The 26798-nt window shown below is 71.5% G+C and carries 18 protein-coding genes; 8 read left to right on the top strand and 10 right to left on the bottom strand.

Translation table 11 applies throughout. The features are described 5' to 3' along the window. Nucleotides 1–226: 226 nt before the first annotated feature. On the top strand, nt 227–832 hold the full coding sequence (locus AB0B50_RS11960; RefSeq protein ID WP_362328959.1) for a dihydrofolate reductase family protein: 606 nt from the start codon (nt 227–229) through the stop codon (nt 830–832). A gap of 69 nt (nt 833–901) precedes the next feature. Here AB0B50_RS11960 and AB0B50_RS11965 read toward each other — a convergent pair whose 3' ends face one another. From AB0B50_RS11965 to AB0B50_RS11975, 3 genes are read right to left on the bottom strand one after another with little or no spacing between them, the layout of a single operon-like run. Further along, nucleotides 902–1633 carry a tRNA-dependent cyclodipeptide synthase gene (locus AB0B50_RS11965; protein WP_362328961.1) on the bottom strand — a complete coding sequence of 244 codons (732 nt, stop codon included), beginning with the start codon at nt 1631–1633 and terminating at the stop codon, nt 902–904. Nucleotides 1634–1661: 28 nt separating this feature from the next. Continuing rightward, the gene (locus tag AB0B50_RS11970) at nt 1662–2024 is read right to left on the bottom strand and encodes a DUF6092 family protein (RefSeq protein ID WP_362328963.1); all 363 of its coding nucleotides are present in this window, start codon (nt 2022–2024) and stop codon (nt 1662–1664) included. Next, nucleotides 1981–2574, bottom strand: coding sequence for a nitroreductase family protein (locus tag AB0B50_RS11975; RefSeq protein WP_362328965.1), 594 nt, complete (start codon nt 2572–2574; stop codon nt 1981–1983). Before AB0B50_RS11975 ends, AB0B50_RS11970 begins: the two co-directional genes overlap by 44 nt. Before the next feature lie 300 nt (nt 2575–2874). Here AB0B50_RS11975 and AB0B50_RS11980 point away from each other — a divergent pair, with 300 nt between their 5' ends. The 5 genes from AB0B50_RS11980 to AB0B50_RS12000 all read left to right on the top strand — a co-directional run bounded on the left by AB0B50_RS11980 (nt 2875) and on the right by AB0B50_RS12000 (nt 7789). Then, a complete protein-coding gene (locus AB0B50_RS11980) occupies nt 2875–3501 on the top strand; it encodes a disulfide bond formation protein DsbA (protein ID WP_362328966.1) in 627 nt (208 codons plus the stop codon). A gap of 80 nt (nt 3502–3581) precedes the next feature. Next, nucleotides 3582–4517, top strand: a complete 936-nt coding sequence (locus AB0B50_RS11985; protein WP_362328968.1) for an NAD(P)-binding domain-containing protein — start codon at nt 3582–3584, stop codon at nt 4515–4517. Between the two features lie 93 nt (nt 4518–4610). Then, nucleotides 4611–5003, top strand: a complete 393-nt coding sequence (locus tag AB0B50_RS11990; protein ID WP_362328970.1) for a MerR family transcriptional regulator — start codon at nt 4611–4613, stop codon at nt 5001–5003. Next, a complete protein-coding gene (trxA, locus tag AB0B50_RS11995; RefSeq protein ID WP_362328972.1) occupies nt 5000–5350 on the top strand; it encodes a thioredoxin in 351 nt (116 codons plus the stop codon). The genes AB0B50_RS11990 and trxA overlap by 4 nt, the downstream gene beginning before the upstream one ends. Nucleotides 5351–5539: 189 nt before the next feature. Next, nucleotides 5540–7789, top strand: a complete 2250-nt coding sequence (locus AB0B50_RS12000) for an AAA family ATPase (protein WP_362328974.1) — start codon at nt 5540–5542, stop codon at nt 7787–7789. Here the strand turns inward: AB0B50_RS12000 and glgB are convergent. The 7 genes from glgB to AB0B50_RS12035 all read right to left on the bottom strand — a co-directional run bounded on the left by glgB (nt 7764) and on the right by AB0B50_RS12035 (nt 22288). Then, nucleotides 7764–10160: a 1,4-alpha-glucan branching enzyme gene (gene glgB, locus AB0B50_RS12005; protein ID WP_362328976.1), complete on the bottom strand. Its 2397-nt coding sequence runs from the start codon at nt 10158–10160 to the stop codon at nt 7764–7766. The two genes, AB0B50_RS12000 and glgB, sit on opposite strands and share 26 nt — an antisense overlap. 26 nt (nt 10161–10186) lie before the next feature. Beyond that, complete coding sequence (locus AB0B50_RS12010) at nt 10187–11629, bottom strand: maltokinase (RefSeq protein ID WP_362328978.1); 1443 nt, start codon at nt 11627–11629, stop codon at nt 10187–10189. A 144-nt stretch (nt 11630–11773) separates the two neighbouring features. Continuing rightward, nucleotides 11774–13492, bottom strand: a complete 1719-nt coding sequence (gene treS / locus AB0B50_RS12015; RefSeq protein WP_362328980.1) for a maltose alpha-D-glucosyltransferase — start codon at nt 13490–13492, stop codon at nt 11774–11776. Then, nucleotides 13489–15510 carry an alpha-1,4-glucan--maltose-1-phosphate maltosyltransferase gene (locus AB0B50_RS12020; protein ID WP_362328981.1) on the bottom strand — a complete coding sequence of 674 codons (2022 nt, stop codon included), beginning with the start codon at nt 15508–15510 and terminating at the stop codon, nt 13489–13491. The genes treS and AB0B50_RS12020 overlap by 4 nt, the downstream gene beginning before the upstream one ends. 240 nt (nt 15511–15750) lie before the next feature. Next, nucleotides 15751–16965, bottom strand: a complete 1215-nt coding sequence (locus tag AB0B50_RS12025; protein ID WP_362328983.1) for a S8 family peptidase — start codon at nt 16963–16965, stop codon at nt 15751–15753. A gap of 245 nt (nt 16966–17210) precedes the next feature. Beyond that, entirely contained in the window at nt 17211–19583 is a 2373-nt protein-coding gene (locus AB0B50_RS12030) for a PQQ-binding-like beta-propeller repeat protein (RefSeq protein WP_362328985.1), read from the bottom strand. An 86-nt stretch (nt 19584–19669) separates the two neighbouring features. Then, the gene (locus AB0B50_RS12035) at nt 19670–22288 is read right to left on the bottom strand and encodes a serine/threonine-protein kinase (protein WP_362328987.1); all 2619 of its coding nucleotides are present in this window, start codon (nt 22286–22288) and stop codon (nt 19670–19672) included. A 1389-nt stretch (nt 22289–23677) separates the two neighbouring features. Between AB0B50_RS12035 and AB0B50_RS12040 the strand changes: the two genes are divergently transcribed. Beyond that, the gene (locus AB0B50_RS12040) at nt 23678–23950 is read left to right on the top strand and encodes an IPT/TIG domain-containing protein (protein WP_362328989.1); all 273 of its coding nucleotides are present in this window, start codon (nt 23678–23680) and stop codon (nt 23948–23950) included. A gap of 181 nt (nt 23951–24131) precedes the next feature. Continuing rightward, nucleotides 24132–26759, top strand: a complete 2628-nt coding sequence (glgP, locus tag AB0B50_RS12045) for an alpha-glucan family phosphorylase (RefSeq protein WP_362328991.1) — start codon at nt 24132–24134, stop codon at nt 26757–26759. Nucleotides 26760–26798 lie beyond the last annotated feature (39 nt).

Genomic DNA, 26798 nt, shown 5'->3' on the forward strand with positions numbered 1-26798 from the left:
GTACAACGATCAACGTGATTCCGAGGAGCCAGATGCGAAACCCGCAGCAGTACCGGGCCCGGTCCGCGTTCCGGAACCGGAACGCCCAGCCCCACCGTCCCTTCCCGCAGTCGGCCACGCCGCGCTCGGTGCCGCGGCCCCGGCCGCTCCCCAAGCCGGGGAGTCGCAGCTGACCGGCCGCCCCTCTCGCCCGACCGACCACGCCCGCCGTCACCAAGGAGTCCCCATGCGAAAGCTCGTCTACTTCATCGCCGTCAGCCTCGACGGGTTCATCGCCGGCCCCGACGGTGCCGACCCCACGGGCCCCGACGGCTTCTGGCCGGTCGCTCAGGACTACCTCCAGCAGCTCACGGAGGTGTACCCGGAGACGCTGCCGGGCCCGGCCAGGGAAGCCCTCGGCATCACCGCCGAGGGGACCCACTTCGACACGATCCTCGAGGGCCGCAGGACGTACCAGATCGGCGTGGACGCCGGAGTCCCGGACTGCTACCCGCACTTGAGGCACATCGTCTTCTCCCGCACCCTCACCGAGAGCCCCGCCCCCGCCGTCGAACTGGTCGCCACCGACCCGGTCGAGAAGGTGCGCGAGCTCAAGCAGGAGGACGGCAAGGACATCTGGCTGTGCGGCGGCGGCGAGCTCGCCGGGGCGCTGCGCGGCGAGATCGACCGACTGATCGTCAAGCTCAGCCCGCTGACGCTGGGTTCGGGTACGCCGCTGTTCTCACAGAAGACCGCCTTCGACCCGGTCCTCTACGAGCGGACGGACGCCGTCCTCCTCGACAGCGGCACGGTCTTCCTGACGTACGACAAGTCCGCGGGGGAGGCGGCCTAGGGGTGGCGCGCTCCGCCGAGGTGGACGAACTCGCCTCGGCGGAGCCTCACATCGACCGCCACCGGTGCCTCAAGCGGCGGCGGTTCCGCCCCGTTCCTCGTCCTCACCGGGCCGGACGACCACGTAACCCTGGCCCGTGGCGGCCTGGTACCCCGCGCCTCCACCGGCGAAGTGCACGGTGACCGGGGTGAGCATGTGGTAGCAGAGCACCGAGGTCGCGACGCCGAAGACGCCGGGGGAGTCCACGAACAGCGGAGCCTCGGCCATGACGTACTTCATGCCCGCGTCGAGGTGCGCGTCGGACACCTCCTCGCCGTCCGGGCGGTTCGTGACGACGGCGCGCACCATGTCCCGGCAGGCCGCGGCGAAGGGCTCGTCGTACTGGACGGCCTGGTCCACGCGGGCGCGCACGGCCTGGTACTCGGGGGTGTCCTGGATCTCGGAGAGGGGCCGGACGCGGAAGCGGGCGATCTCGGGGCCCAGGCTCTCCGTCGCCCGGTGGACGCGGCGGCGTACGTCCTTGAGCGTGCGCTTCGCCGACTTGGCGGCCTCGCGGGGGTCACGGCCGTCCGCGATCTGCATGTCGTCTATGTGGGTGTCCACATAGACGACGTCCGTCATCTTGAAATGGTGCGCGGCCCACTGCAGCAGAGCCGTGAGCCGGTGCTGACTGAAATAGCTGTTGCCTGCGCTTATCCCGATGAGGGCGTGCTCGCCCATCTTCCATAATCGCTCGGACTCCTCACCGAGGGCCTCTGCCTGCATGCCGTGGGAGTCGCCGAGGGACACGGTGTTCAGCATGTCGGGGAATCTCTCATTCCTCTTCTGTTTACGCGGATTTCACGTTCTGCAAGGCGTCGACCAGGCGCATGCATACGTCATCAAGGATTTCGGGAAGCAGCTCGTCGCCTCCCATCGGGCTGAACATCTGGTCGTCCAGACGGCGGCGAACGGCGCTGAGTTCAGGGGTGCTCACGCCGTTCTGGTCCAGGGCCTCCAGCGCCCGTCGGGCGCCGTCGAGGCAGCGGTACACGCCGTACTCGGGCGGCTCTTCGAGAAGCCCCCGTGCGCTGCTGAGCAGATACGCGGCGAGGAGGGCGATGTCCTCGTGCAGCCGGTCCGGCGCGGCGGACGGCCGGTCCGGCACCTCAGACGGCCGGGGTCGCGGCGGAGTGGTTTCCCCAGACTTCATGGCTGACAACCTCCTTCTTGTCGCGGCGTTCGGACGGGGTGGGCGGGCTCGCGGGCCGGCCGATCGGCACGATCAGCACCGGCTCGATGTGCTCGGGAAGGCCGAGCAGCGCACCGATCGCTTCCTTGCGGAAGCTGTGCACGGGGCATCCGCCCAGGCCGACGGCGTGGGAGGCGAGGAGCAGGTTCTCCACCGCCATGGCCACACAGAGCTTGCTGGTGGCGTGGATGTTCGCCGCGGCCGCCGGGGAGTGATGCTTCGTCAGGCTCTGGTCGACGCAGGCGAGGACGCAGAACGCGGGGGTCCCGATGATGCCGGGGGAGAAGGCCCGCAGGCGCCGCACGGACGCCGGATCGCGTACGACGACGAAGGACCAGGCCTGCTTGTTGGAGGCGGAGGGGGCCGCGAGCATGGCGTCGAGCAGCTGGTCGATCACGGAGTCGTCGACCGGCTCGGGCGCGTAGTTGCGGACGACGCTGCGGGTGCGGAGAACGTGCAGCGCGTCCGGTAACTCCCCGGGTGGTAAATCCTTCTGGGGGTTCTTCGACATGCGTGTCCTTTCGGGTGGGGCCTTCGGGATTCTCCGGGCGAGGGATTCCGCCCGCGGTACCCAATTCTTGTCGTGCACCGTTCGGGATTACTCAAGTGAGACTCAAGGTGCATCGGGTATGGGTACCTCATCCGCGTCCCAAGGCCTTGATCCTTTTGGTACTGGAGGATTGGTAGCACGTTAACAATCGTTCACGCAAGGGTAGTTGGTGGCTGCATGGTCTTCCCTCGCCAATTGTTCAGGGAGGCTCGTTGATGCGTTCCGCCCGGCGTCAACTCCCGTAGGGGTACGGTGGGTTGGGTGACCGTCAGCAAAGATTCGGACCGGCGTTGCGCGGGTGTCGACTTCTGGTTCGACCCCGTGTGCCCGTACACCTGGATCACCTCGCGCTGGCTGCGCGAGGTGGAGCGGGTGCGTGACATCGCCGTGCGGTGGCGGGTGATGAGCCTCGCCGTGCTCAACGAAGGCCTCGCCGTCGACCCGGAAGACCCCGAAGGGCTGTACGGGGAGTACATGAAGGCGCACGGCCGGGTGTGCGCGGCGGTCCGCGAACGCCACGGGAACGAAGCCCTCGGCCGCTACTTCGACGCCCTCGGGCAGCGGCTCCACGAACAGCAGGACTGGTCCGGCATGACGGCCGCGCTCGCCGACGCGGAACTCCCCGTGGACCTCGCCTCCGTGGCGATGACCGGGGAGTGCGACGCCGCGGTGCGGGCCTCGCACGAGGCGGGCATCGCCCTGGTCGGCACCGACGTCGGCACGCCGGTGCTCTCCGTCGACGGGGTGGGCGCGGTGTTCGGGCCCGTCGTGTCACCCGCCCCCAGGGGCGAGGCCGCGGGGCGGCTGTGGGACGGCGTGGTGCTGATGGCCGGGGTGGAGGGCTTCTGCGAGTTCAGGCGGGCCTACGGGGAGCTGGACTTCGGGTGACGCGCACTTACGTTTTGGTGCGTAGCTGACCAAATAGTCGGTACTTGTGGCGAGTTGAGTGCGCATCAAGCATGGTGGCCATGTCGAACAACGCCCACACCCACACCCGCACCCACACCCGCACCCACGCCCACACCGACTCCCACTCCCTTCCCGCCGTCACTGTCCTCGGCCTCGGAGCCATGGGGCAGGCCCTCGCCGGGGCCTTCCTCGCGGCCGGTCACCCCACCACCGTCTGGAACCGCTCGCAGGGCAAGGGCGAGGACCTCGTCGCCCGGGGCGCCACCCGCGCCGTCACGCCCGCCGAAGCGGTCCGCGCCGCCGAGGTCGTCGTCGTGTGCGTCGTCGACTACGACGCCGCTCAGGCCGTCCTCGACCAGGCCGCGGGCGACCTGCCGGGCCGCCTCCTGGTGAACCTCACCTCCGACACCCCCGAGCGCGCCCGCGAGGCCGCCGCCTGGGCCGAGGAACTCGGCGTCGACTACCTCGACGGCGCGGTCATGGTGCCCGTCCCGATGATCGGCACACCGGACGCGCTGATCTTCCACAGCGGTACGCGATCCGCGTACGAGAAGTACGAGGCGACACTCAAGGCCCTTGCCGGGCAGACCGCCTACGTCGGCGAGGACCACGGGCTCGCCGCGGTCCACGACCTCTCCGTCCTGGACTTCTTCTGGACGGCGATGCACGGCCTGGTGCACGGCTACGCCCTCGCGGCCGCGGAAGGCGTGAAGGCCGCGGCCGTCGCCCCCCACATGAAGACCCTCGCCGCCCTCCTCGCGGACGTCGTCGACGGCACGGCCGATGACCTGGACTCGGGGAAGTTCCCCGGTGACCTGGACAACCTCACCGTGGAGGCGGCGAACGTGCGGCACATCGTGCGCGCCGCCGAGCACCGCGGCCTGGACGCGGCCGCCCTGCGCGGCGTCCTCACGGCGGCCGACAGGTCGATCGCCCTCGGGCACGGCGCAGACAACTGGTCCTCGATCGTCGAGGGCATCCGCAAACCCGCTTGACCTGCGCGAAGGAGTGCATGAAGGAGCGCGCGAAGGTGCCTGCGCAGGGAAACCGCTGGCCTTGACGCCCACGTCAAGGATTACCTTCGGGGCATGCGAATCGGCGAGCTCGCGGCGCGCGCGGGGACGACCACGCGGACGCTGCGCTACTACGAGTCCCGCGGGTTGCTCCCCGCGCGGCGTACCGGCAACGGCTACCGCACGTACGACGAGGACGACGTGCGGCTCCTGGAGCAGATCAGGACCCTGCAGGACTTCGGGTTCGATCTGGAGGAGACCCGGCCCTTCGTGGAGTGTCTGCGCTCCGGTCATCCGGAGGGCGACTCCTGCCCCGCCTCGCTCGCCGTGTACCGCCGCAAGCTCACCGAACTCGACGCTCTGATCGGTGAGTTGAACGCGGTGCGCGCACAGGTCGGGGCGCAGCTCGTGCGCGCCGAGGCGGCACTCGACGGCGGTCCCGAGCCGCGGTGCGAACTGACGGGATGAGGAGTGTGACGGCAGTGAAGGCAGCAGGCGTGGCCGAGGTGACGGACGCCGATTTCGAGGGGGAGGTGCTGCGCGAGGCCGACCGCCCGGTGCTCGTGGAGTTCACGGCGGACTGGTGCGGACCGTGCAGGCAACTGGCGCCGGTGCTCAGCGAGTTGGCGCGCGAGGAGGCGGACCGCATCAAGATCGTGCAGCTGGACGTGGACCGCAGCCCGCAGACCGCGATCACCTACAAGGTGCTCTCGGCCCCGACCATGATCGTGTTCCGGGGCGGTGAGCCGGTGAAACAGATGGTGGGCGCGCGGGCCAAGCGCAAGCTCCTCGCGGACCTGGCCGACGTGCTCTGACGGGCACGGGCCCCCAGCTCCAAGGGTCACGGACCCCGAGCCGCACGAATCAAGAAAAATACCCCGGACGAATTGACGCCCGGGGCATTTCTCTGCGTATATTGGATTCTTTCGCGAAGCTCTGTCCATTTAGGCGTGACGGCTTCACGAGAAGTTCAATAAGAGCACTGTAACTGGCGAGGGGCTGAATTGTCAACCGAGGAATTGCGGGAAGAGCAGCAATTCGTCTCCGGGCTGTACGCGCGCCTCGACGCGCTGCGCGAGGAGGCCGAGGCGGCCGTGCAGGCGTCGTTGTCGCAGGTCGGCAACGGTCTCCAGGCGCGCCTGGAGCGTGATGTGCTGGTGGCGGAGCGGTCCGGGCTGCTCGCCGCCTTCGACGCGGGTGAGAACGGTCTCTGCTTCGGGAGGCTCGAATTCCGCGACGGCCGCGATCACCACATCGGGCGCATCGGAATCCGCGCCTCCGACACCGAACGCACCCCGCTCGTGATCGATTGGCGTGCCGATGTCGCGCGCCCCTTCTATCTCGCGACGGGTCATACGCCGATGGGCCTGCGGCGGCGGAGGCACATCACCACCGAGGGCCGCGAGGTCACCCAGCTGCACGACGAGCTCCTCGACCTCAGCGACACCACGCGCACCGGCCACGAGGGCGCCGACGCCGACGAGGTGCTGCTCGCCGCGCTCGACTCGGCGCGCACCGGACGCATGCACGACATCGTGCAGACCATCCAGGCCGAGCAGGACCGCATCATCCGCGCCCCGCACCGCGGTGTTCTGGTGGTCGAGGGCGGGCCCGGCACCGGCAAGACCGTCGTGGCGCTGCACCGCGCCGCCTTCCTGCTCTACGCGCACCGCGAGCTGCTCGCCAAGCGGGCCGTGCTGATCGTCGGGCCCAACCCGGCCTTCCTCGGCTACATCAGCGAGGTCCTGCCGGCGCTCGGCGAGACGGGCGTGCTGCTCTCCACCGTCGGCGAACTGTTCCCCGGCGTGAGTGCGACCGGCACCGACAGCCCCGCCGCGGCCGAGGTGAAGGGCCGAGCGGAGATGGCGGACGTGCTCGCCGGGGCGGTCCGCGACCGGCAGCGGACCCCCGAGCCCGGCGATCCCGTCGTCATCGAGCACGACGACGGCGACCTGATCCTGGACTGGACGATCGCCGACCAGGCCCGCGAGGCCGCCCGCGCCGTGGACGTGCCGCACAACCTCGGGCGCCCGCACTTCGCTTTCCGGATCATCGACGCGCTGACCCGGCAGCTCGCCGACCGCATCGGCGCCGACCCGTACGGCGGGCCCAACTTCCTCGGCCCCGACGACATCGCGCAGCTCGGCAAGGGCATCGCGGCCAGCCCCGAAGTGCACGCCGCCATCGAGGAGTTGTGGCCCACGCTCACCCCGCAGAGCTTCGTCACCTCCTACCTGGAGGAGCCGACGGGCCTCGCCGAGGACGACGCCGCGGCGATCCGTCGCCCGCGCGGCTCCGCGTGGACGCCCGGCGACATCCCGCTGCTCGACGAGGCCGCCGAGCTGCTCGGCCACGACGACAGCGCCGAGCGCGCGGCCGCCGAGGCCGAGCGGGCCCGCCAGATCGCGTACGCGCAGGGCGTCCTCGACGTCTCGCGCGCCTCGCGGACGTACGAGTTCGAGGACAAGGACGAGGACGACGCCGAGGTCCTGCTCGCGCACAACATCATCGACGCCGAGCGGATGGCCGAGCGGCACGAGGAGGCCGACCACCGCAGCGCCGCCGAGCGCGCGGCGGCCGACCGCACCTGGGCGTTCGGGCACATCATCGTCGACGAGGCCCAGGAGCTCTCCGCGATGGCCTGGCGGCTGCTCATGCGGCGCTGCCCGACCCGCTCCATGACGCTCGTCGGCGACCCCGCGCAGACCGCGGAGGCGGGCGGCTGCGGCTCGTGGGAGAGCATCCTCGCGCCGCATGTCGAGGACCGCTGGGAGTACACCCGGCTCGGCGTCAACTACCGCACGCCCGTGGAGATCATGGACGTGGCGGCCGAGGTGCCGCGTGCCGCGGGGGACCCGGACTTCCGGCCGCCGAGCTCGGTGCGGTCCACGGGTGTACGGCCCTGGGCGCGCCGCGCCGACGACCTCGCCGCCGCCGTGGTCGCGGCGGTTGCGGCGGACGCCAGGGACGAGGGCCGCCTCGCGGTGATCGCCCCGCGCGAGCTCCACACGGAGCTCGCCGCACAGCTCCCCGGGGTGACGGCCGGGGAGGCCCCGGACCTGACGCGGCCGGTCGTCCTGATCGACCCGCGTCAGGCGAAGGGCCTGGAGTTCGACACGGTCCTGGTCGTCGAGCCCGCGCGGTACGGCGCGAGCGACCTGTACGTGGCGCTGACCCGGGCCACGCAGCGGCTCGGCATTCTGCACACCGAGGAGCTGCCGGCGGCGCTCAAGCAGGTCGAAGCCACACCGTAGCCAGCGGTGGCAGGGTCAGGCGCAGCGACGCGGGACGGCCGTGCGACGCCACCGGCTCCGGCTTGAGCGGGTCGGGGTTGGTGACGTCGCTGCCGCCGTAGCGGGCCTCGTCGGTGTTGAGGACCTCCTGCCAGGCGCCGAACTCGTCCGGCACGCCCAGGCGGTAGCCGTGCCGCACGACCGGTGAGAAGTGCGACACGGCGAGCAGCGGCGCGCCCTGCTCGTCCAGGCGCAGGAAGGCGAACACGTTGTCCTCGGCCGCGTCGCCGTCCACCCAGGCGAAGCCGCCGGGGTCGGTGTCGCGCTGCCACAGGGCGGGCTCGCCGCGGTAGAGCGTGTTCAGATCGCGTACGAGGTCGCGTACGCCCCTGTGGTCGGGCTCGGCCCCGTACGCCGGGTCGAGCAGCCACCAGTCGGGACCGTGGCCCTCCGACCACTCCGCGCCCTGGGCGAACTCCTGGCCCATGAAGAGGAGTTGCTTGCCGGGGTGGGCCCACATGAAGCCCAGGTACGCGCGGTGGTTGGCGCGTCGCTGCCACCAGTCGCCGGGCATCTTGGAGACCAACGACCGCTTGCCGTGGACGACTTCGTCGTGCGAGATGGGCAGGACGTAGTTCTCGCTGTAGGCGTACACCATCGAGAACGTCATTTCGTTGTGGTGGTACTTGCGGTGCACCGGCTCCTTCGAGACGTAGCCGAGGGAGTCGTGCATCCAGCCCATGTTCCACTTCAGGCCGAAGCCGAGGCCGCCGAAGCCGCCGGGGCCCGTGTGGTGGGTGGCGCGGGTCACGCCGTCCCAGGCCGTGGACTCCTCGGCGATGGTGACGACGCCGGGGCTGCGGCGGTAGACGGTGGCGTTCATCTCCTGGAGGAAGGAGACGGCGTCGAGGTTCTCGCGCCCGCCGTGCACGTTCGGGGTCCACTCGCCGTGCTCGCGGGAGTAGTCGAGGTAGAGCATGGAGGCGACGGCGTCCACGCGCAGGCCGTCGATGTGGAACTCCTCGCACCAGTAACTGGCGTTGGCGACCAGGAAGTTGCGCACCTCCTTGCGGCCGTAGTCGAACTCCAGTGTTCCCCAGTCCGGGTGCGCGGCACGGCCTGGGTCCTCGTGTTCGTACAGGGGCCTGCCGTCGAACTCGGCCAGCGCCCAGTCGTCGCGCGGGAAGTGCGCGGGCACCCAGTCCATCAGGACGCCGATGCCGGCGCGGTGCAGGGCGTCGACCAGGTGCTTGAAGTCGTCGGGGGTGCCGAGGCGGGCGGTCGGCGCGTAGAAGCCGGTGACCTGGTAGCCCCAGGAGCCGCCGAAGGGGTGCTCGGCGACGGGCATCAGCTCGACGTGCGTGAAGCCGAGGTCGGCGACGTACGGAGGGAGCTGGTCGGCGAGTTGGCGGTAGGTGAGTCCGGGCCGCCAGGACGACAGGTGCACCTCGTACACGGAGAACGGCGCGCGGTGGACCGGCACGTCCGCGCGGCGCGCGAGCCACTCCTGGTCGTGCCACTCGTGGTGCGACTCGTGCACGACCGAGGAGTTGGCGGGCGGCTCCTCGGTGCGGCGGGCGAGCGGGTCGGCGCGCATCGTCGTGGAACCGTCGGGCCGGGTGATCTCGAACTTGTACAGCTCGCCCTCGCCGATCGAGGGCACGAACAGCTCCCAGACGCCGGTGGCGCCGAGCGAGCGCATCGGGAAGCCGGTGCCGTCCCAGTAGTTGAAGTTCCCGACGATCCGCACGCCGCGGGCGTTGGGCGCCCACACGGTGAAGCGGGTGCCGGTGGCGCCCTGGTGTGTCATGGGCCGCGCCCCGAGCGCCTCCCACAGCCGCTCGTGCCGTCCCTCGCCGATCAGATGCAGGTCGAAGTCGCCGAGCGAGGGCAGGAAGGAGTAGGCGTCATGGACCTCCAACTCCGTTTCCTCGTACGTGACATGGAGCCGATAGCCCTCGGGCACGGCCCGCAGCGGCAGTACCGCGGAGAAGAATCCGCCCCCGTCGTCCCGCAGCTCGGCCCGCAGCTCCTCGGCGACCACGGCGACGCCCAGCGCGTAGGGCCGCAGCACGCGGAAGGCTATGCCTCCGGGCACGGGGTGGGCGCCGAGCACGCCGTGGGGGTCGTGGTGGGTGCCGCTCAGGAGGCGGGCGCGGTCGTCCTCGGGGACGGGGGACTCGGTGACGGGCTGCTCGGTGGCGGGTGGTTCGGTGACGGACGGTTCGGTGACGGGCTGCTCGGTGACAGGGGCGGCCGTGGGCGCGGGCTTGGCCTCGGGTTTGGCCTTGGCCTTCGCGGGCTTCGGGATCTTTCCGCTCGCCGCGTCCTTCCGGGGCTGTGCTGGGGGTGCGGTGGCTTTGTCGGACGGTTTGCGGGGACGCGGGGTCACGGGGAAGGCCTCCTTGCGAGGAGTGGTCAGAGGGCGTCGTCGGCGGAGCCGTTCGCGGCGAGGCGGCGGACCGCTGCCAGGGGGACCGGCAGCCAGTCGGGGCGGTGGCGGGCCTCGTAGAGGACCTCGTAGACCGCCTTGTCCGTCTCGTGTGCGCGCAGGAGCACCGGGTCCATGCGCGGGTCGCGGCCCGAGACCTCCGCGTACCCCACGCAGTACGCGGCCCGGCAGTCCTCGGCCCACTCAAGGGCCCAGGGGTCGTTCGAGCGCGCCGCGTAGTCGAAGGAGCGCAGCATGCCCGCGACGTCGCGGACCGGCGGCTGCGGAAGGCGGCGCTCGGCGAGCGGGCGCGCGGGCTCGCCCTCGAAGTCGATCAGCGACCAGGTGCCGTCGGGGGAGCGCAGGCACTGCCCCAGGTGCAGATCGCCGTGGACGCGTTGGGCCGTCCACGACTGGCCCTCGCCGCCCAGGTCGGCCAGCGCCTCGAAGGCCGTGAGAAGGCCGGGGGCGAAGGGCCGCAGCGCGGGCACCGCCTGCGCCGCCGCGGCAAGCCGCTCCGCCATGCCGTCGGCGATGAGCTCCACCTGGGCCCGGCCCAGCGAGACGGTCGGCAGCGCCGCCGCGAGCGCCGCGTGCACCTCGGCCGTGGCGCGGCCGAGCGCCCGCGCCTCGTCGATGAAGGGCTCGCCCTTGCCGAGCGTCCGCAGGGCGAGCTCCCAGCCGTCGTCCGCCCCGGCCAGATACGGCTGGAGCACCCCGAGCCCGCACGCCTCGCCCGCCGACGCCACGCTCGTCGCCAGGTCCGCGAGGAACCACGCGGCGGGCGCGGGCACGCGTGCGCAGCCCTGCACGGCCAGGTGCAGCGGGAGCTCCAGGTCGGGGTTGACGCCGGGCACGACGCGGCGGAACAGCTTCAGAATGAACGTATCCCCGTATATGACCGAGGAGTTGGACTGCTCGGCGGCGAGCAGGCGCGGCGCGAGCCCGGAGGGGATCTCGGTGGCCGGGTCGCGCTCGAAGCGCAGTACCCCGTGCCGCCCCGGCATCCGCAGCCGCTCCAGGAGCAGCGCGGTGAGGCGCGGGTCGTGCAGCGCCTCGTACGCGGTGAACCCGGCGAGCGGGCCCTCGGTGACGTGGCCGATCAGGGCGGGCGCCAGGTGCGGGGGCAGGCTGCGGCGTACACCGATCAGCAACTGGTAGCAGTCGCCGGTCCGTTCGGCCGCTCCGCCCTCAAGTGCGGTGTCCTGTACGGGAACGAGCGCGTGCCGGACCCGCAGCAGGAGGTGCAGCAGGCCCGACGGCGAGCTGCGCGGCAGGAGTTCGGTCGCCGCCACCGCTTCGAGGGAGCCGATCGGACGGCCCTTCCCGGAGAACCACCGCTGCCGGGGCAGCCACTCGCGCAGCAGCGGATCGAGCGAGGCGAGCAGCGCGGTGGCGTGCGCACCGGGGCGCGTTGCGGCTTCCGACATGGCGTCGCGTCCTTTCCGCGTCGCGGACAAGGCAGAGTGCGGGAGTGCCGGTTGTGCGTAGGAGTGCCCAGGGCGGGGCGGTGGAAACCGCCCCGCGAAGGAGCCTCGTGAGGGTGCCCCGCTGGGGGCTCGTGCTGCCGGAGCCTACGCCGCTTCCTTGCGCAGCCGGAACCAGTAGAACCCGTGCCCCGCCAGGGTGAGGAGGTAGGGCAGCTCGCCGATGGCCGGAAAGCGCACCCCGCCGATGAGCTCCACGGGGTGGCGGCCGTTGAACGCCTGGAGATCGAGTTCGGTGGGCTGCGCGAAGCGCGAGAAGTTGTGCACGCACAGCACCAGGTCGTCCCCTTCCTCCTCCGTCGACGGAGCCTCGCGCAGGAAGGCGATCACCGCCGGGTTGGACGAGGGTAGTTCGGTGTACGAGCCGAGCCCGAACGCCGGGTTCTGTTTGCGGATCTCGATCATCCGGCGCGTCCAGTGGAGCAGCGAGGACGGCGACGACATCGACGCCTCGACGTTCGTGACCTGGTAGCCGTAGACCGGGTCCATGATCGTCGGGAGGTAGAGGCGGCCCGGGTCGCAGGACGAGAAGCCCGCGTTGCGGTCGGGCGTCCACTGCATCGGCGTGCGCACCGCGTCGCGGTCGCCGAGCCAGATGTTGTCGCCCATCCCGATCTCGTCGCCGTAGTAGAGGATCGGCGATCCCGGCAGGGACAGCAGCAGCGCGGTGAACAGCTCGATCTGATTGCGGTCGTTGTCCAGGAGCGGGGCCAGCCTGCGCCGGATGCCGATGTTGGCGCGCATTCGCGGGTCCTTGGCGTACTCCGCGTACATGTAGTCGCGCTCTTCGTCCGTGACCATCTCCAGCGTCAACTCGTCGTGGTTGCGCAGGAAGATGCCCCACTGGCAGCCGGACGGGATGGCCGGGGTCTTGGCGAGGATCTCCGAGACCGGATAGCGCGACTCGCGGCGCACCGCCATGAAGATGCGCGGCATGACGGGGAAGTGGAACGCCATGTGGCATTCGTCGCCGCCCTCTTCGAAGTCGCCGAAGTAGTCGACGACGTCCTCGGGCCACTGGTTGGCCTCGGCGAGCAGGACCGTGTCCGGATAGTGGGCGTCGATCTCGGCGCGGACGCGTTTGAGCAGCTCATGGGTGCGGGGGAGGTTCTCGCAGTTGGTGCCCTCCTCCGCGTACAGATAGGGGACCGCGTCGAGCCGGAACCCGTCGATGCCGAGGTCCAGCCAGAACCGCAGCGCCGAGACGATCTCCTCCTGGACGGCCGGGTTCTCGAAGTTGAGGTCCGGCTGGTGGGAGAAGAAGCGGTGCCAGTAGTACTGCTTGCGGACCGGGTCGAAGGTCCAGTTCGAGGCCTCGGTGTCGACGAAGATGATCCGGGCGTCCTGGTACTGCTTGTCGTCGTCCGCCCAGACGTAGTAGTCGCCGTAGGGCCCCTCGGGGTCGCTGCGGGACTGCTGGAACCACGGGTGCTGGTCGCTGGTGTGGTTCATCACGAAGTCGATGATCACGCGCATGCCGCGCTGGTGCGCGCAGTCGACGAACTCCACGAAGTCGGCGAGGTCCCCGAACTCGGGGAGCACGGCCGTGTAGTCCGAGACGTCGTACCCCCCGTCGCGCAGCGGCGACTTGAAGAACGGCGGCAGCCACAGGCAGTCCACGCCGAGCCACTGCAGATAGTCCAGCTTGGCGGTCAGGCCCTTGAGGTCGCCGATGCCGTCGCCGTTGCTGTCCTGGAAGGAGCGGACGAGCACCTCGTAGAAGACGGCGCGCTTGAACCAGTCGGGGTCACGGTCCTTGGTGGGCGTGTCCTCGAAGGTGTCCTGGACGGGCTCGTTGACGATCATGGTGTGGGTGACCCTCCGATCAACGGTGAGGACGGTCGCAGGACACGGAAGACGTGCGCGGGCGCTCGGCCCGGTTCGAGGCGCACATAGTTGGCCCTGCCCCAGTGGTAGGTCTCGCCGGTGAGCTCGTCGCGCACCGGCACGGTCTCGTGCCAGTCGAGGCCGAGTTGCGGCATGTTCAACGAGACCGTGGCCTCCTGGGTGTGGTGAGGGTCGAGGTTGACGACCACCAGAACCATGTTCGAGCCGTCCGCGCCGGTGGCGGACTTCGAGTACGCGATCACCGATTCCTTGTCCGTGGTGTGGAAGTGCAGGTCGCGCAGTTGCTGGAGCGCGGGGTTGGCGCGCCGGACGCGGTTGAGCGCGGTGATCAGCGGGGCGATCGTGTCGCCTCTGCGCGCGGCCGACTCCCAGTCCCTGGGGCGGAGTTGGTACTTCTCCGAGTTCAGGTACTCCTCGCTGCCGCGCCGCACGGGCGTGTTCTCGCACAGCTCGAACCCGCTGTACACGCCCCAGGTCGGCGACAGCGTGGCGGCGAGCACGGCCCGCGCCTCGAAGGCGGGGCGGCCGCCGTCCTGGAGGTAGGCGTGCAGGATGTCGGGGGTGTTCACGAAGAAGTTGGGGCGCAGGAAGTGCCCGGTCTCCTGGGACAACTCGGTGAGGTAGTCGGTGAGTTCGTCCTTGCCGTTGCGCCAGGTGAAGTACGTGTACGACTGCTGGAAGCCGATGGCGGCCAGCGTGCGCAGCATCGCGGGGCGCGTGAACGCCTCGGCGAGGAAGATGACGTCCGGGTCGGTGCCGTTGATGTCCGCGATCACCCGCTCCCAGAACACCACGGGCTTGGTGTGCGGGTTGTCGACGCGGAAGACGCGGACGCCGTGGCCCATCCAGAAGCGCAGCAGCCGCACGGTCTCCGCGATCAGCCCCGGCATGTCCTTGTCGAAGGCGAGCGGATAGATGTCCTGGTACTTCTTCGGCGGATTCTCGGCGTACGCGATGGAGCCGTCCGCCCGGTGACGGAACCAGTCGGGGTGCTTCTCCACCCACGGGTGGTCGGGGGAGCACTGCAGCGCGAAGTCCAGGGCGACTTCGAGGCCGAGCTCGCCGGCCCGCGCGACGAACGCGTCGAAGTCGTCGAGCGTCCCGAGGTCGGGGTGGACGGCGTCGTGGCCGCCCTCGGGGGAGCCGATCGCCCACGGCACGCCCACGTCGTGCGGCCCGGGGGAGAGGGAGTTGTTGGGGCCCTTGCGGTAGGTGGTGCCGATGGGGTGGATCGGCGGCAGATAGACGACGTCGAAGCCCATCTCGGCGATGGCGGGAAGCCGCGCGGCGGCGGTGCGGAAGGTGCCGGAGACGGGCGGGGCGCCCTCTTTGACCTCGGCGCCCTCCGAGCGCGGGAAGAACTCGTACCAGGAGCCGAAGAGGGCCCTTCGCCGCTCCACGACCAGCGGCAACTCCTCCGAGATGGTGACGAGTTCGCGCAGGGGGTGGCGGGCGAGGGCCGACTCCACCTCCGGGGTGAGGGCGGCAGCGAGACGGGCCGCCGGTGAGCGGCCCGTATCGCGCAGTGCCTGCGCCGCGGAGAGGACGCCGGCCCGCTCGGGGCGGGGGACGCCGGTGGCGGCGCGCTCGTGGAGCCGGGCGCCCTCCTCCAGGACCAGCTCGGTGTCGATGCCCGCGGGTATCTTGATCCGCGCGTGGTGCCGCCAGGTCGTCACGGGGTCGCCCCACGCCTCCACGGCGTACGTCCAGCGCCCCTCGGCGTCCGGCGTGACGTCCGCGCCCCACCGGTCGGTGCCGGGCGCGAGCTCCCGCATCGGGGTCCAGGGGCCCGCGCGTCCCTCGGGGTCGCGCAGGACGACGTTGGCGGCGACCGCTTCGTGGCCTTCGCGGAAGACGGTGGCGGTGACCCGGAAGGTTTCTCCGGGGACGGCCTTCGCCGGTTTTCGTCCGCCGTGGACGGCGGGTCGGACGTCCAGTACGGGAATGGTGGGCTGCGAGGGTGTGCCAAGGGGCATGGTCTGACCGCTCCTGTCCGCGTGCACGGATACGGGGGTATGGAGAGGTTTCGCGGTGTGTGCCGGTGGTGAGCCGGAGTGCGTACCGGAGGAGCCTTCCCACCCCCTTCGGGTGGGCAATCCGGCGCTTTGTTAACTACTAGTGCGTAAGGGCGCATGCAAGACCGGTCCCGCCAAGAATGGCGAGACCGGTCCGAATTCGCATATGCCCTGAGGGCGGTCGAGTGGTTCGCATATGCCTCAGGGGTTGTTCACCTGAAGGATCTTGTTCGGGGAGCCGAGGCCGCCGCCCGTCACCTTGCCGGGGACCGCGCGGTCGGCCAGGGCCTTGCCGACCTCGGCCGGGCGGGCCGTCGGGTGGTCGGCGAGGTACAGCGCGGCCGCGCCCGCGGCGTGCGGCGAGGCCATCGACGTACCGGAGAACGTGTCCTTGGCGGAGTCGCTCGCGTTCGACGCCGACGTGATCCGCACGCCGGGGGCGAACAGGTCGAGTGCGGAACCCCAGTTGGAGAAGCTCGCGCGCGCGTCCTTCTCGTCACTCGCGCCGACCGTGACCGCCTCGCGGACCCGGGCGGGCGAGTACAGGCTCGCGGGTAGCCCGTCGTTGCCGGCCGCCACGGTGTACGTCACGCCGGACGCGATGGAATTGCGTACCGCCGCGTCCAGTTGGGCGTTGGCGTAGCCGCCGAGGCTGAGGTTGGCGACGGCGGGCTTGCAGGCGTTCTTCGTCACCCAGTCGATGCCCGCGATGACCTGCGCGGTCGTCCCGGAGCCCTCGTTGTCGAGCACCCGCACGCCCACGACGTTCGCCTTCTTCGCGACGCCGTAGCTCTCACCGGCGACGGTCCCCGCGACATGGGTGCCGTGGCCGTTGCCGTCCTGCGCGGTGGCGTCGTTGTCGACGAAGTCCCAGCCGCTGCTCGCGCGGCCGCCGAAGTCCTGGTGCGTGGTGCGTACGCCGGTGTCGATGACGTACGCGGTCACACCCGAGCCCGCGGACTCCGGCCAGGTGTAGGACTTGTCGAGCGGCAGGTCGTTCTGGTCGATGCGGTCGAGGCCCCAGGACGGCGGGTTCTTCTGCGTGTGCCGCAGGGAGACCGCGCTGTCCTGGACGACCGAGGCGACCCGCGGATCGGCGGCGAGCCGCTTCGCCTTCGCCGAACCGACCTTCACCGCATAGCCGTTGAGCGCCTTGCTGTAAGTGTGGCGTATTTTCGCCCCGTACTTCTCGGCGACGTCCTTGCCCGCGTCGGACGGCGCCTTCGTCCCTCCCCTGAGCGTGACGATGTAGCTGTTGCTGATGGATCCGGGCGCCCCGGCGCCGAGGACGCGTCCCGCCGGAGCCTCGGCGGGGTCGGCGTGCGCGGGTGACGTGATGGCCGAAAGCACCGCGGCCGTGGTGGCGGCGGTGAAGGCTCCCGTCCACCGCAGACGCCTGGTTCGAGACAGAGTCATACGCTGGCTTCCCTCCCCAACTTCCCTCCCCAAAAGGACACTTGGCAGCCTCTCGTGCGGTGTGAAGGGCTACAAGACCGTACGAGGGGGCGGAATCGGCCATATCGCCCGTGACGGATGGGTGGGGGTTGCGGCGATTTCCGGACGGAATGGCAGGTGCGGGGGCGAACCCCTGGCCGGGTCGCGCACCGCGAGGGCACGGGACGAGGTCCGATAACCGCCGGTGCGCAGGCGTGCCGCGGGGGTCAGGGCGCGTAGCCCGACAGGATTCTGCCGTCGTGTGTCGCGGTGAACAGGGCGCCGCCCGCGTACAGCGGATAGCCGAACGCGCTGCGGTCGTCGAATTCCGTGCCGCCGTCCGGGAGGGGGACGTCCTTCCTGCGGTAGGAGTTCATGTCGTCGTCCGTCGACCGGCCCCACATCTCGTAGAGCCCCACGGCGAGGACCCGCTTGCCCGCGAGCGCCAGGGCCACCGTGTCCTGCGGGGCGCCGTAGTGCCACAGGCGCTTGCCGGTGCGCCAGTCGAAGGCCGTCATGCGGTGCGTGACCGGGTCGTCGGGGTCGGGGCTGCGGGTGGCCACCACGAGGACGTCCGCCTCGCCCACGACCGGCGGCAGGGCGGGCTCCAGGCCGGGGGCCAGGGTGCGGCGCGTGGCGAGCGTCGTGGGGTCGAGCTCGCGGACTCCTGCGGTGCCGTGGTCCCAGCACAGGATCGACGAACGGTGCGCGAGGAGTCCGTAGCAGGACCGGCCGGGCGCGCGGCGGGTGACCTTGCCGCTCCCGGTGGAGAGGGTGAGGACGCCCTCGCCCTCGACCGCCGCGTACACCCGCTCGCCCTTGACGAGGAGCGCGTGCTGGACCTTGGCGGGCAGCCGCGGCGACTTCCACAGCTCGTGGCCGTCCTTCGCGCGGCGGGCCCTGACATGGGCGCTGCTCGGGCCGCTCGCCTCGTCCGTGAAGCTGAACTCGGCGGTGTAGACGACGCCTTCGGCGTACGTCAGTGCCATCACCGCCGTGTCGGAGGCGGTGGGCTTGCGCCAGCGTTCGCCGCCGGAGGAGAGGTCGATCGCGATCACGCCGCGCTCGCTGGGGACGTAGACGCGCTCGCCGTCGCTCTCGGGCGGCAGCTCCTGGACTCCCTGCAGGTCGTCGGGGCCCGCGTCGAAGCCTCGGGATGTCCAGCGGTGGCCGCCGGTCGCGGCGTCCAGGGCCGTCGCTGCGCCCTTGCCGTCCCGGCACACCAGCGTCGACGCGACCAGGACACAGCCGTTGCCCTGCTCGTCCAGGCTCTTCGGGCGCTGCACCGACCAGGGCTTCCAGCCCTCGGGGCGGGCGGAGGCGCGGGTCGTCGCGGCGCCGAAGTCGCCGCTGTGGTCGGGGTTTCCGTACTCCGTGGTGATGCGGGGGGAATTCTTGGCCGAGTCCTTGTCGGAGGGGGAGGAGGCGCGTGGCGGGCCGCCCGCCTCGTTCCCGCCGGAGCCGGAGCCGGAGCCGGAGCCGGAGCCGCCCCGGTCGTTGCCCGGTATCAGGATCGCCGCCACGGTCACCGCGGCCGCCGCCACCGCCGCGGCGGCGATCCAGGTCCGGCGACGGCGGGGCGTGGCCGGATCGGCGGAGGTGGGCGCGGGGAGCGGGGGCGGTGCGGGAGGCGGCGGTGTCGGCAGGTGCGGGGCGCGGACGCCCGCGCCCGTCGTGGTCTCCGCCTCCGCGAACGAGCCCCGCGCCACGGCCCGTTCGCACCGTGCCACCGCCTCCCTGTGCTCCGCGAAGAGCGAGAGCACGGGCGCGGGCCACGGCACGGACGCCGCGGCGCCGCTCGACAGGCGCTCGGCGAGACCCGCCGCCGTGGGCCGGTCGCCGGGCTCCGGGCGCAGACAGCGGGCGACCACCTCGCGCAGCGCGTCGGGCACGGCGGACAGATCCGCGTCGCCCTGCGTGATGCGGAAGATGACCGAGGCGAGCTCCTGGTCGTCGAACGGGCCGCGCCCCGTCGCCGCGAAGCACAGCACCGCGCCCAGCGTGAAGACGTCCGACGCGGGCACCACCGCGTGGCTGCCCTCGATCTGCTCGGGAGCCATGAAGCCGGGCGTGCCCACGACCATGCCGGCCGTCGTCAGCGCCGTCGCGTCGAAGGCCTGCGCGATGCCGAAGTCGATGAGGGTGGGGCCCTCGGGGGTGAGGAGTACGTTGCCGGGCTTGAGGTCACGGTGCAGGACCTGCGCGGTGTGCACCGCGGCGAGCGCCCGGGCGAGCCCGGCGCCGAGCGCGCGCACCGCGTCCGCGGGCAGCGGTCCGCACCGGCCCACCGTCTCGGCGAGCGAGGGCCCGGCGACGTACTCCGTTGCCAGCCACGGCACGTCGGCGTCCGCGTCCCCGTCGAGCAGGGCGGCCGTGCCCGCCCCGGAGACCGCGCGCGCCGCCGCGATCTCCCGGCGGAAGCGGATCCGGAACTCCCGGTCGATGTCCAGGTCCGGGCGCACGGTCTTGACCGCGACGAGCGGCGCGCCGGGCCTCGGCTCGCGGGCCAGGTAGACCTCGCCCATGCCGCCCGCGCCGATGAGTGCGAGCAGCCGGTACGGGCCGACGTGGCGCGGCGGCCCGGACAGGGGGTCGAGCACGGGTCCTCCAAGAAGCGCTGTACGTAGGGGCGTTGGCGGGAGGGGGGAAGGGCGTGGCCCTTGCTCGGTGAGGCGGGGTGGCCCGCTCAGGAAGGCAGCTCGACCGACACGACCGTCCCCTGGTCGTACACGATCGTCGCGACCCCGCCCAGCGGCAGCACCGTCGGCGGCTTCGGCTGGTCGGCGACCACCGTGCCGGTGTCCTGCGGGGGCTTCGCGTCACGGTTGCCCGGGGCGCCGGGAACCCTGACCGTGCGGACCTTGCCCGCCGCGGTCAACGGCACCGTCCGCAGCGTGGAGTTGTCGGCGGTCAGGGCGCGGTCGCCGATGACCAGGGCGCCGGAGGAGACGGGACGTTTGATGACGTAGTCGACCACGGACAGCGGCTCCTCGCGCGCGAGCCTGCCGTTCTTCGGGTCGGCCACGAGCAGCTTCGCGCCCGTCGTGTCGTACGCGAGCGCGGCACCGGGAGCGACCGCGCTCACCACGACGTCCAGGCCGGGGTGCCCGTCGGAGCCGATCGGCGGCGCCTTGAACCCGAACTTCCCCTGGACCGCGAGCGTACGGGCGTCCAGGCGCGTGACACGGGTCTGTGGATCGGCGGTCGGGTCGTTGAAGTCCCCGCTGTCGCCGATGACTTGGGTGCAGAGCAGCTGGTCGTCCGAGGTGTCGGCGGAGCCGCGGGTGTCGGCCATGAGGGCGCGGCACTGGCCGTCGTCGTAGACGCCGCCGACGCGGTCGCCCTTCTTCTCGCCGAGCGCGATGACGCCGTCCTTGGAGTGGGCGTAGATGAGGCCGTCGTGCGCGAGGTCGGCCGTGTAGTTGCCCTGCTCGGCCTTGGCCAGGATCTCGGCGCTCAGGTCGTACGTCCACACGGGGTCGCCGCCGCGCTCGACGGGGAACGCCTGGGCCGTGGCACCCTTCGGCCCGTCCGTGACGTCCGTCGTGCCCTCCAGCGTGCCTTCCGAGGACACGATCAGGTGGTCGTCGGTGAGCAGCGCCGAGGTCACCTTCTGGCCGGCCGGGGCACCGGCCGTCCACCGCACGTCACCGCTCGCCGAGTCGCGGACCTGCACGCGCCCCTTGTACGCGATGACGGTCGTCCCGCCGCGCACCGCGGGGTCCAGTGAGTCGCCCGGCATGAAGAACGCGCCGGTCGGTCCGATGTACGCCTCGCCGCCCACGTCACCGTCCTGCGCCGAGCGGCCGTCCGAGGTCCACAGGCGGTGCCCGTCGACGGCACTGCGCGCCTCGTACGTGCCGTTGGTCAGCAGACACACCACGGCCTCGGTGTCGGCCGCACAACTCATCGGCGCATGGCCGAACGTGGCGCGCCACGGCTTCCAGCCCTCGGGGCGCTGCGCCGCGTACTGCGGGACCTGGCCGCTGCGGTCGGCGGTGCCGGAGGCGTCGACGCCCGCGGTGGCGATGAGGCGGGCGGGGGAGAGGGCGGGCGTCTCGGCGCCGGGCGTCTTGGAGCCGCCGCCCGCCGAGCCGGATCCCGAGTCGGAGTCGGGCCCGCGCAGGGCGAGCAGCCCGCCGACGACGGCGCCCACCGCGGCCACGGCGACGACCGTGAGGACGGCGCCGCGTCGGCTCGGCCCGCGGCGGGGCGGCGCGGGGGCGGGCGGGGCGGAGCTCATGGTGGGCAGGCCGTGCGGTTCGACGGGTGCCGGGGTCCATGTGGGCGTCTGCGTCGCGGGGTGCGAGGAGTCACCGGGCTGCGTGGAGAGGGGCAGCAGGGGCCGCCGCGAGGCGCACAACTGCTCGGCTTCGCGGCGGACTTCGGCGATGTCGCCGATGAGGGCGTCGGGCCAGAGGGATGCGGGGGCGCAGGCGGCGGCGGATTCCGTCCCGGAGTCTTCCTCCCCCTCCAGCTCCGCGAGGCGGGATGCCGCCTCGTCAGGGCTCGGCCGCTCGTCCGGCTCCCGGGACAGGCACGCGGTGAGCAGCTCCCGCAACTGCTCGGGTACGCCGTCCAGTTGAGCCTCGGCGCGGGACACCCGGTAGAGGACCGCCGCCATGGGCCCGTCGCCGAACGGGTCCTCGCCGGACGCCGCGTAGGCGAGGACCGACGCCAGGCAGAACACGTCGGACGCGGCCACCACGTGGCGGCCGCCCGCCACATGCTCGGGGGACATGAAGCCGGGCGTGCCCACGAGCAGGCCCGTCGAGGTCATCGTGGTCGCGCCGGGCGCCCGCGCCACACCGAAGTCGATGAGCTTGGGCCCCTCCGCGCCGAGCAGGACGTTCGCGGGCTTCAGGTCACGGTGCAGGGCGCCCGCCGCGTGCACGGCGGCCAGCGCGCGGGCCACCCCGGCGCCGAGCGCGGCGACGGCCGCGGCGGGCAGCGGTCCGTGCCGCCGGACCGCGGCGGCGAGGGTGGGCCCGGCGACGTACTCCGTGGCGAGCCAGGGCTGGTCGGCGTCCGCGTCGCCCGCGACGAGGCGTGCCACGTAGGGGCTGTCGACGGATGCCGCGACGGAGATCTCGCGCCGGAACCGCGCGCGGAAGGCCGCGTCGCCCGCGATGTCCCCGCGGATCGCCTTCACGGCGACGAGCGCGTCGGGATCGTAGGGACGGCCGGGCTCGTGGGGCCCCGGGGAGGCCAGGAACACCTCGCCCATACCGCCCGCCCCCAGCCGGGCCAACGTCTCGTACGGACCCACGCGCGGCGGAGAGGACTCCCGCAACTGCCCGATCATCAGCCGCCCCCCGGATGCTTCTGTTGCCGATGCCGCTGTCGCCGGTCGCCATCTCCTGTGACGCCGCGGCAAGTTGCAGATTACAGCGGGTGCGGGGGCCTGGTGGGTGCGTCGTGACGGTTGAGGAACGGCGCGAATGTGGCGTCGAGTGACGCCACGACCGACGACGCCACGACCGACGACGGCGTGACCGACGACGGCGTGACCGGCGACGGCGTGACCGGCGACGGCGTGACCGACGACGCCACGACCGACGACGGCGTGAATGGCGACGGCAGGAACGACCGGCCGAGCCCGACCGTCCTCACCGCCCACGGCGAAGTACTGCACGCCGGTGCCCGCGAGCGTGCGGATGGTGCCCTGCTGTGCGGGTGCCCCGCTCGTCATCGGTCCCCTCCGGAGGTCCGGCTTCCGGCGTGCGCACGCGGCGCCGGTGAAGTCCGCCGCCGAAGGTGGACCGCGCGGAGTTCGACGGGCAATGGCGCTCCTGCCGGGAATGCGGGGCGGCACAGGAATCAAGTCACCCTTTCCAGGTGGAAACGCCGCCGCTGGATCGCTCAATTTCCGGTGCTGTCTTTTGGTGAAGCTGGTGCGAGTGTGTCATCGATAGCCAGGGCATTCGATTCACCTGCCTCCCGTTCCCCAACAGGGAACCCGGGTTTCGCGGTTTACGGTTCTATAGTTGCGCGATCCGTGAACGGCATATGAAGAGGCATTCGCTTTGAGTCGGCCAAGACCAGTCCTGAATTCCGCTCCGCGCCTCGCCGACCTGCTTCACGGCCTCCGGGCGGCGTGCTACCAAAGAAACTCTCTCCGGGGGGGGCATGACGCCGGCGCACGATGTCAGGTTTCCCGGGAAGGTCCGCGAGGGCTGAGCCTGGGACGCAGCTTGATCCGCAGGGAGGAGTGCCGAACCCCGCCCGTCGGTTCAGAGGGACGGCCAAGGCCTTGGTCATAGCCGACCCGGTGTGGCCGCCGACCGCGCGTCAGAAGGGTCCGTGCCTTTATGGGCACGGGCCCTTTCGTGCTGCCCGGTCCCGAAATCAAAGAAATCTCTGCCCGGAACTCTTCAGGTCATTGTCAGGCGCGCCGCATTGAATTGAAGAGTGCCCTCCGGGTGTACTCCACGCCAATTCGCCCTGGGTGCCGTGCCGTCGCCCCGAAACATGACCAGCGGGGAAGGGGCGATCGAGGTCGTCAACCCGGCACTTCGAGCCAGCCCCACAACCCGCCCGAAAAACTGGCCAGTTGGGAATAACCGCAATTGTGGACGCGTCGCTCTCTCGCTACCTTCGTTCTCGCGTGGCCGACGTGCCTCTTTGCACACGGAAGAATTCGAAGGTCCGCATGCACGCTCATCGTCCTCCTCCTCGATCAAGGGAGCAGAACATGGCAGTCGACAGTGACCCGAGGCCCGAGCTCATCCGCTTCGAGCCCCCCTCGGGTTCCGTGGACGGTGGCCAGCAGGTGACGGTGCACGGCAACCACCTGCAGTACGTCATCGACATCTACTTCGACCACGACGCCGCCATCATCAAGGAGCAGACGGCGACCAAGCTGGTCGCCATCACTCCGTCCCACTCCGAGGGCCCGGTGTGGGTCGTCGCCGAGAGCAGTGGCGGCTACAGCAACGGCCTGCGCTACCGCTACACCAGCGGCTGACGGCGGTCACCGCGGCCTCGGCGGCCGACCGCCGCCGACCGCATCCGTAAGGCAGAGGGGCCCGGTCCGCGCCGGGCCCCTCCTTCCTGCCGCCGTGCGCCGTGGTTGCCGGGGGGCGGTCACCGCTACCTTCGACGCGTAGGTCGATACGTAACGCATTCCCCCTACAGGTGGAGTCGCTGTGAAGGCCATCCGTCGATTCACCGTACGTCCCGTCCTTCCCGAACCGCTCGGCCGTCTCGCCGAGTTGGCCCGCAACCTGCGCTGGTCCTGGCATCCGCGCACCCGAGACCTGTTCGAGGCCGTCGACCCCCGGCTGTGGGCGGCGTCCGGCTGTGACCCCGTGCGGCTCCTCGGCGGGGTGCCGCCCGTCCGGCTCGCCGAACTCGCCGAGGACGAAGGCTTCCTGCGCCGCCTCGACGAGGTCGCGGACGAGCTGCGGGATTACGTCAGTGGGGACCGCTGGTACCAGGAACGCGCCCGCGGCGACGGCCAACTCCCGCGCGCCGTCGCCTACTTCTCGCCCGAGTTCGGCATCACCGCCGCCCTGCCGCAGTACTCGGGCGGCCTCGGCATCCTCGCCGGCGACCACCTCAAGGCGGCCAGCGACCTCGGCGTCCCGCTCATCGGCGTCGGACTGCTCTACCGGCACGGCTACTTCCGCCAGTCGCTCTCCCGCGACGCCTGGCAGCAGGAGCACTATCCCGTCCTCGACCCGAACGAACTGCCCCTCTCCCTGCTGCGCGAGGCGGACGGCACCCCCGCGAGGATCGCCCTCGCCCTGCCCGGCGGGCGCTCACTGCTCGCGCACGTCTGGCAGGCCCAGGTCGGACGCGTGCCGCTGCTCATGCTCGACTCCGACGTCGAGGAGAACGACCCCGGCGAGCGCGACGTCACCGACCGGCTCTACGGCGGCGGCAGCGAGCACCGCCTCCTCCAGGAGATGCTCCTCGGCATCGGCGGGGTCCGCGCCATACGGGCGTACTGCCGCCTGACCGGCCACCCCGAGCCCGAGGTCTTCCACACCAACGAGGGCCACGCGGGCTTCCTCGGCCTGGAGCGCATTCACGAACTGGCCCTGGACCCCGTCGACTTCGACGCCGCGCTCGAAGCCGTCAGGGCCGGCACCGTCTTCACCACCCACACACCCGTGCCCGCGGGCATCGACCGCTTCGACCGCGAACTGGTCGCCCACCACTTCGGCCCCGACGCCGAACTGCCCCGCATCGACGTCGGCGACGTCCTGCGGCTCGGCATGGAGACCTACCCGGGCGGCGAACCCAACGTCTTCAACATGGCCGTGATGGGCCTGCGCCTGGGCAGCCGCGCCAACGGCGTCTCCACGCTGCACGGCGCGGTCAGCCGGGAAATGTTCGCGGGCCTGTGGCCCGGCTTCGACGCCGACGAGGTCCCCATCACCTCCGTCACCAACGGCGTGCACGCCCCGACCTGGGTGGCCCCCGAGGTCTTCCGGCTCGGCGCGCGCCAGATCGGCGAACGGCGCACCGAGGACGCCCTCTCCGTCGGCGGCTCCGACCGCTGGGACGCGGTGGCCGACATCCAGGACGCCGACATCTGGGAGCTGCGCCGCTCTCTGCGCGGGCAGCTCGTCGACGAGGTCAGGCGGCGACTGTACGACTCGTGGCGGCAACGCGGCGCCGCCACCGCCGAGTTGGGCTGGATCGACGAGGTCCTCGACCCGGAGGTCCTCACCATCGGCTTCGCCCGCCGCGTCCCCTCGTACAAACGCCTCACGCTGATGCTCCGCGACCGCGACCGGCTGATGGAGCTGCTCCGCCACCCCGAACGGCCCGTCCAGATCGTCGTCGCGGGCAAGGCGCACCCGGCGGACGACGGCGGCAAGCGCCTCATCCAGGACCTGGTCAGGTTCACCGACGACCCGCGGGTGCGCCGGCACATCGTGTTCCTGCCGGACTACGGCATGGCGATGGCGCAGAAGCTCTACCCCGGCTGCGACGTGTGGCTGAACAATCCGCTGCGCCCGCTGGAGGCGTGCGGCACGAGCGGCATGAAGGCGGCCCTGAACGGCGCGCTCAACCTCTCGGTCCTGGACGGGTGGTGGGACGAATGGTTCGAGCCGGACTTCGGCTGGGCCATCCCGACCGCGGACGGCGCCGCCACCGACGACGACCGCCGCGACGACCTGGAGGCCGCCGCGCTCTACGACCTCCTGGAGCGCCGCATCGCCCCCCGCTTCTACGAGCACGGCCCCGGCGGTCTGCCCGACCGCTGGATCGAGATGGTCCGCAGGACGCTGACCCGCCTCGGCCCGAAGGTCCTCGCGGGCCGCATGGTGCGCGAGTACGTCGAGGAGTTGTACGTCCCCGCCGCCCGCGCCCACCGGGCCCTTGACGTCACGGCCGCCGGGGAGCTGGCCGCGTGGAAGGCCCGGGTCCGCGCCGCCTGGCCGCGCGTCGCCGTCGACCACGTGGAGGCCTCGGTGACCGGAGCCACCGCCGAGCTGGGCGCCACGCTGTCCCTGCGGGTGCGGGTGCGTCTGGGGGAGCTGACCCCGGACGAGGTGGAGGTGCAGGTCCTCGCGGGGCGCGTGGACCCCGAGGACCACCTCGCCGATGCCTCTTCGGTTCCGCTGAAGCCCGCGGCAGGGCCGGATCAGGAGGGGCGGCTCGTGTACGAAGGCCCCCTTGCGCTGGATCGTACGGGGCCCTTCGGGTACACCGTGCGGATCCTGCCTTCTCATCGACTGCTGGCCGGCGGGGCCGAGTTGGGGCTCGTGGCGGTGCCGTCCGAGGCCACGGGGGAGGAGGCGGGGGTGCTCATGCGGTGAGCACGGCAACGGGGGCCCGCGACCGCGGGCCCCCGTCGA

This window comes from Streptomyces sp. NPDC041068, from assembly GCF_040647455.1.
In the GTDB taxonomy this organism is placed as follows: Bacteria; Actinomycetota; Actinomycetes; order Streptomycetales; family Streptomycetaceae; genus Streptomyces.